General features: G+C 67.3%; 5 protein-coding genes. 1 reads left to right on the top strand and 4 read right to left on the bottom strand.

What is annotated here, in order from left to right; genetic code table 11:
• Positions 1 to 1394 (top strand): hypothetical protein (locus tag DJ69_RS18345; RefSeq protein ID WP_218962310.1); only part of this gene is annotated, 1394 nt, incomplete at its 5' end.
• Between the two features lie 93 nt (positions 1395 to 1487).
• On the opposite strand, the gene pstB is transcribed toward DJ69_RS18345, so the two are convergent.
• Genes pstB through DJ69_RS09125 form a run of 4 tightly spaced genes read right to left on the bottom strand, consistent with a single transcriptional unit; the run spans position 1488 to position 6133 of the window.
• Complete coding sequence (gene pstB / locus DJ69_RS09140; RefSeq protein WP_099255325.1) at positions 1488 to 2330, bottom strand: phosphate ABC transporter ATP-binding protein PstB; 843 nt, start codon at positions 2328 to 2330, stop codon at positions 1488 to 1490.
• A gap of 1 nt (position 2331) precedes the next feature.
• A complete protein-coding gene (gene pstA / locus DJ69_RS09135; protein WP_099255324.1) occupies positions 2332 to 4098 on the bottom strand; it encodes a phosphate ABC transporter permease PstA in 1767 nt (588 codons plus the stop codon).
• Entirely contained in the window at positions 4098 to 5072 is a 975-nt protein-coding gene (gene pstC, locus DJ69_RS09130; protein ID WP_099255323.1) for a phosphate ABC transporter permease subunit PstC, read from the bottom strand. Before pstC ends, pstA begins: the two co-directional genes overlap by 1 nt.
• Before the next feature lie 53 nt (positions 5073 to 5125).
• Positions 5126 to 6133 carry a PstS family phosphate ABC transporter substrate-binding protein gene (locus DJ69_RS09125; RefSeq protein WP_099255322.1) on the bottom strand — a complete coding sequence of 336 codons (1008 nt, stop codon included), beginning with the start codon at positions 6131 to 6133 and terminating at the stop codon, positions 5126 to 5128.
• Positions 6134 to 6366: the final 233 nt, after the last annotated feature.

Below are 6366 nucleotides of genomic sequence, written 5' to 3'. Positions count from 1 at the left end.
CGCTTCTCGACCGACCGGCGTTCCCCGAACCACCCGAGCCGCCGCTGCCGGAGGGGTTCCTGCGACCTGACCCCGAGGAACGGCTCGAACTACTCGGTGACGAGGTCCCGGTCGATCCGGAGGTCATCGCGGCGATAGACCCCGACCGGATCGTCGGCCCGTTCCTCCGCTGTCGGGACGTGTTCGTGCCCGAGTGGCGGACCTTCGTCGACGTGCCCGACATCACCTTCCGCGTCACGCAGGACGTCGACGGGGACGGGACCCAAGAGCCGATCTACTCGGAGGGGTTCTTCGACGTCCGGTGGGACGAGGGCGGCTCGGTGAACGTCGAACTCGTCGCCGACGACGACGCGAACTCGATCCCGACCTGCGACGGGTTGACGCCCGAGAACGTCGAGTGCGAGACGCCGTCGATCGAGTCCATCGGTCTGCTGTCGACCGACAGCTCGCTCTACGACGACAGCTCCGGCTACGCGCGACGGATCAACCGCCCGAAACCGACGGGACCGTCGGCCAGTCGCCCCGACGGCACCGCCCCGTTCGCGGGAACGCTCCAGCTACACGGCTGCCACCGCTTCGAGGAGGCGTCCTACTACCGGGTGCTCTACTCCTACGACGGGGGCGCCGAGCGCCCGTTCACCGGCCACGAGTGGCACGTGCCCGCGATCGGTCGGGACCCGGTTCACGTGCAGCCGACCGGGACCGACGGCTGGTACCCGATCCTCGACATCCCGTATCTGGAGTCCTACTACGACGAGACGCTCAACGACAACCCGCTGTTGTTCCCGTTCTGGGTGTTGAACTGGAACACCCGTGGCTACCGGAACGGCACCTACGACGTGCGGCTCCAGCTCGCTGACTCGAACATGGATCCGCTGTCGACGAGCGCAGCCGCGTCGTCGATCACGGTCGACAACCGCGCCCCGAATCTCGACATCAGCCGCCTCGACTGGGCCCCGTGGCCGGAGTCGAGGTCGGAACCGCCGGAGGGGTGGAACGACATCACCGAGTCGTGCCCGCGGATCGAGCGCCCGCCCGGGGAGGACATCGGCATCCGCGTGACGTTCAGAGCGTGGGGCGAACACTTCCGCAGCGTTCGGGCCTCGGCGCACGGCTGCGGCCGGAATCCGACGCTGATCAAGCCGTCTTCCGGCGGCTCGTCGAACAGCTACTCGTACTGGCACCAGTCGACCAGCAATCGCAGTCACAAACAGACGCTCGTGTTCAAGCTGCCAGCCACCTACCAACAGGGCGTCTATCGGATCCGACTGCGTGGTGTCAGCCGCGCGTTCAACCCGGCCGGCGGCGGCCCCGGCCCGTCCAAGGACTGGGAGTACGACAACGACCACATCGACTCACACCTCAATCGCCTCATCAGCGTCAGCGACGCGTAGCCTCCCGCCCGTCCCGGCGCCCGGCCGGACCGCCGAGGTTCGGCCGACGACCGGGGCCGTGTCGCATCGAGGAGGGCGCCGCGGCGCGACGTGCTACCCGAACTTCCCCGTGATGTAGTCCTCGACGCGCTGCTCTTCCGGGTCCTCGAAGATCTTCGTCGTGTCGTCGTACTCGACGAGCCGGCCGCCGGTGAGGAACACCGCGGTCCGGTCGGAGATGCGGGCGGCCTGCTGCATGTTGTGCGTGACGATGATCACCGTGTACTCCTCGGCGAGGTCGTCGATGAGGTCCTCGATCTTCGAGGCCGCCACGGGGTCGAGCGCGGAGGTCGGCTCGTCCATCAGGATGACCTCCGGGTCGGGCGCGATGGCGCGGGCGATACAGAGCCGCTGTTGCTGGCCGCCGGAGAGTTCGAGCCCCGAGGAGCCGAGCTGGTCTTTCACCTCGTCCCAGAGCGCGGCCCCCTTCAGCGACTCCTCGACGCGTTCGTCCACGTCGCCGTCGTACCCCTGGATCTTCAGGCCGTAGGCGACGTTGTCGCGTATCGACTTCGGGAACGGGTTCGGCTTCTGGAACACCATCCCGATCTTCCGGCGCAGCGCCACCGGGTCCACGTCGGAGTCGTACACGTTCTTCCCGCCGAACTCCACGTCGCCCTCGACGCGACACACCTCGATCATGTCGTTCATCCGGTTGACACACCGGAGGAACGTCGACTTCCCGCACCCGGAGGGACCGATCAGCGCGGTCACCCGGTTTTCGGGGATCTCCATCGACACGCCGTCGATCGCCTGCTCGTCGCCGTAGAAGACGTTCAGGTCGCGCGCGGCGACGGCGGTCGCGTCCGTCGTCATGCTCCGTTCGTTCGATCCGGTCTCTACGTCCGTCGTGATGAGCGAGTCGTTCGCTTCCGTATCGGTTTCGGTGTTACTCATGTTAGCTCCCCCGCTCCGCGCGGTTCCGCAGTAGTATCGCTGTCCCGTTCATGCCGATGAGGATGATCAACAGGGTGATCACGCCGGCCGCGACGACGCCGTATCGGAACTCCGCCTGCGGGAAGTTCGCCCACGCGTAGATCTGCATCGGCATCGCGCTGAACCGGCTGAAGAGGCTCGCCGGCGCGCTGAACACGGTCGTCGCCGCGCCGATCATGATGAGCGGCGCGGTCTCGCCGATCGCCCGCCCGAGCGCGAGGATCGTCCCGGTCAGGATGCCGGGGAACGCCTCCGGGAGGACGACGTTCTTCGTCGTCTGCCACCGGGTCGCGCCCATCGCGTCCGACCCTCGGCGCAGGTCGTCCGGGACCGATCGGATCGCCTCCTGCGCGGAGATGATCGTGATCGGAAGGATGAGCAGCGACAGCGTCAGCGAGGCCGTCACCGCGGTCCCCAACCCGAAGCCGAGCAGGTTCGCGAACAGCCCCAACCCGAGCAGGCCGTACACGACCGACGGGATGGCGGCGAGGTTCGCGATGTTCACCTGGATCAGCCGCGTCAGCGAGCCGAGGATCCCGCTCTCGGGCGTGTACTCCTCGAGGAAGACCGAGGTGCCCACGCCGAGCACGAACGACAGCACCGCGACGAGCGCGATGATGATCACCGATCCGACGATCGCCGGGTACAGCCCGGCATCCTCGGCGGTCCGCGACGGCGCCTCCGTCACGAACGACGCGTCGAGCCACGGGTCGGGCGCCGGAACGCCCCACGCCTCGACGACGAGCGCGCCGACGAGCGCACCCCCGACGAGGAGGACCGGCAGCGCTAAGCCGACCAGTCCGTCGCCCTCGTCGATCACTCGGTGCAGGTAAACCGCCGTCGGCACGCCGACCGTCACAAGGACGATCAGCGCCGTCGGACCGGGAACGCCGAAGCCGCCGGCGAGGAACCCGCCGGCGACCGCGACCGCGAGCGGCACGCCGCCGGTCGCGGCTCCGGCGAGGCGGCTCCCTCGATCCGCGACGACCAGTCCGCCGGCGATCGCGACCGGGATCGCGAGCGTCCAGACGTAGATGATGAGGTCCGACGGATACGTGACAATGACGCCTCGGAGGAACACCGCGGCGACGAGGCCGACGAGGCCGACGGGGACCGCCGCGGTCATCGCCCAGTTGACCGAGCGCCGGCGGCCATACGCGTACAGCGCCGCGGCCGGAACGACGCCCAGCGTGTACGCGAGGAACCACACCAACGAGTCGAACACCAAGAACAGCGTTCCGACGGCGAGGCCGATGGCGGCTCCCCCGACGAGTCGGCCCACCAGTCCGAAGCCGACGCCCCCGGCCCGGCCGCGGCTCCCGATGTACGTGAGGTACGCGGTGACCGGCATCGCGACGACGAAGAGGTACGCGAGCTGCCAGCTGAGTCGCGGGATCGGCGCGACGAACGTCTCGATCGCGGTGAACAGCGCCGCGACGGCGACGAGGCCGCCGCCAAGCGCGCTGAGGGCCCGTCGAGTCACTTCCGGGTCGCTCGCGCTGTACAGACAGAAAGCGAGGAACGGAACGACGAGGGTGAGGAAGTACGTCAACAGCCACTCCGGGCTGGCGTTCGCTAGGTCGAAGGCGTCGATCGTGACGTACACGAGGAGCACGCCGAGGGCGACGAGCCCGATCACGCTCGCACCGAGCGAGAGGTACTCGAAGGCGATCCCGCGGACCCGGCTCACCTCACCGAACCCGCCCGCGTTCGTGTTGTCCGTCGCCATCAGTACTCCTCCCGGTACCGCTGTGCAATGATATCACTGATCACGTTCATAACGAGGGTCACCACGAACAGCGTGAGTCCGAGCGCGAACATCGAGTCGTACGGGATCGACCCGCCCGTGAGGTCGCCGCCGGCGATCTGCACCATCGCGACGGTGATCGTCATCCCGGACTCCAAGAGGACGTCCGCGGGGTTGACGATCGGGATTCCGAAGGCGGCTTCCCGAACCGCGGGCATCCGCGCTTGCGCGCCCATCGCGACGACGACGATCATCGTCTCGCCGATCGCGCGGGACACCGCGAGGATGTACGAGGAGGCGATCCCCGAGATGGAGGCCGGGACCACGATCCCGGTCGACACCTCGAACTTCGTCGCGCCGAGCCCGTAGCCGGCCTGGCGCAGGTCGTCGGGGACCGCGCTCATCGCGTCCTCGGAGATGGACGACACCATCGGGATCGTCATGATGCCGACCATGATCGACGCCGAGAGCGCGTTGAACGTGCTCATCTCCGGGAACAGCGTCGCCTTCAGCGCCGGCGTGACGTACACCAGCGCGAAGTACCCGTACACGACCGTCGGGATGCCGGCGAGGATCTCCAAGAGCGGCTTCAGTATCGACCGCGCGTTCGGCGTCGCGTACTCGCTGAGGTAGATCGCCGTCAGCGTCCCCACGGGGAGCGCGATGAACGCCGCCGTGACCGTCACGACGAGCGTCCCGATCAGCAGGGGGATGATGCCGAACGCCTGCCCGCCGCCGGCCGGATTCGGGCTCCAGTTGGTGCCGGTCAGGAACTGGGCGATCGGTATCTCTTGGAAGAACACCACCGCATCCGACAGCAGCGTCACGAAGATGGCCACTGTCGTGAGCAGGGTGACCGCCGCGCACGCGGCGAAGAGCCCGCCGTAGGTTCCCTCTTTCAGTCGTCTGAGCCCGCTCCGCCGCTGGAGATCGGGGCTCTCGGTACTATCTGTCACAACCGGTCGGGTATCGAACGCTGTCGTAAATCAATACACCGGTTCATCACGACCTACCCCTGCGCCTGCTCGATGGCGTCTTCGAGGGTCTCCATCTGCTCTTCTTGGGTCTCCTCGGTCGCGGGCACGTACCCCACGTCGCCGGCGATGAGGTCCTCGTTCGTCGTCTGGGTGACGAAGTAGCGCGCGAACTCGGCGACGTGGTCGTTGCCGAGCGACTCGATCGAGGGGTAGGTGAACAGCGGACGGGAGAGCGGGGTGTACTCGCCGCTGGACGCCGTCTCGAGGCTCGGCTCGACCGGCCCGTTGCCGTCGTCGATCCCGAGCGCCTTGAGCTGGTCGGGGTTCTGGAAGTAGTAGGCGAAACCGAAGTAGCCGATCGCGTACTCGCTGCCCGTGACGCCTTGCGCGATCGAGTTGTCCTGCTCGGTCGCCTGATAGTCGCTGGTGTGACCGCGCTCCTCCAGAACGCTCTCGATGAAGTAGTCGTACGTCCCCGAGGTGTCTGCGGCGCCGAACCGCTCGATCTCCTCGTTCGGGAACTCGTCGCGGACCTCGTCCCACGTCTGGACCGGGTCTGACTCCCAGATCTGGGCGAGCTCCTCGACGGTGAGGTGGTCGATCCAGTCGGCCTCGGGGTTGACGACGACCGTGAGCGCGTCCGTCGCCGCGACGAGCTCGACGTACTCGACGTCGTTCTCCGCGCACAGCTCCTCCTCCGCCGGTTGGATCTCCCGGCTCGCGTTGTTGAAGTCGGTGTCCCCGACGCAGAAGTAGTTGGAGAACCCGCCGCCCGAGCCGGTCGAGCTGATGTCGACCGACACCTGGTCGTGCTCCGCGGCGAAGTCCTCCGCGATCGCGCTCATCAGCGGGAACACGGTGCTCGATCCCGCGATGTTGATCGATCCGGAGAGGGCGTCGGACCCGCCGTCGGATCCGTCGCCACCGTCTTCCGTGCTCTGCGTACAGCCCGCGACCGCCAGCGCCCCCGCACCGGCGAGCGTCGCGAGCGACTGCCGCCGCGTGATCCCCTTGCTATCCGCGTCGTGGCTTGACGTCATTATCCCACTGTGGACGAGTTCCAGTTAAGTAGTATGCTATTAGGAGTACATCCCACGCAGTATCGCTCCCCGGCACTATATACTCTATATAGACGGATCGGCGTCGCCTCCCGAGACGCGCACCGCGGCGCGATTACGATTCCGCTTCCACCGCCTCGATCAGGAGCTCCGCGACGTCGACGATCTCCACGTCATCCTCGAAGTTCCCCGTCTTCCGCCCGTCCTCGAACATC

This window comes from Halorubrum persicum (assembly GCF_002727125.1).
Lineage (GTDB): Archaea > Halobacteriota > Halobacteria > Halobacteriales > Haloferacaceae > Halorubrum > Halorubrum persicum.
The sequence above is the reverse complement of the archived record's forward strand: the minus strand, read 5'-3'. Positions and strand labels throughout refer to the sequence as shown.